At 45.8% G+C, this 378-nt stretch carries 1 pseudogene; it reads right to left on the bottom strand.

Features of this window, described 5'->3' with window-relative positions:
• Window positions 1-202: 202 nt before the first annotated feature.
• Window positions 203-378 (bottom strand): annotated as a pseudogene (locus tag M0P74_16585) (CsbD family protein).

Below are 378 nucleotides of genomic sequence, written 5' to 3'. Positions count from 1 at the left end.
GGGTAGTGCGCCGACTAAGACGAGAATAAGAATAACGATCAGTATAGTCCCCATATCTTACCCCCTTTTCTGCTATCTGACTTTCTTGGTTCTTGGCCAACAAAGGCCGCCCGTAGCGGGCAATAAATGCAAACACCCTAATATCGTTCTTTTTTTTCATTATCTCACGGATCCTGCCGACAATGACTGCCAATTCGACAGTATCTTGATATTCCGGCTCGGCTTTCTCCCTGATATATCCATAATCTCTTCTGTAAAAGCCCCAAAAGTTTCTCGCCTTTTCCTTCGATCTCGCTAAGATCGTCATCAGTGAGTTTGCCCCACTTCTCTTTAACCCTCCCCCGGATCTCCAGCCACTTCCCTTTCAGAATATCTTCA

Source organism: Syntrophales bacterium, from assembly GCA_023229765.1.
Classification (GTDB): Bacteria; Desulfobacterota; Syntrophia; order Syntrophales; family UBA5619; genus DYTH01.
This window is presented reverse-complemented; position numbering and strand designations above follow the sequence as displayed.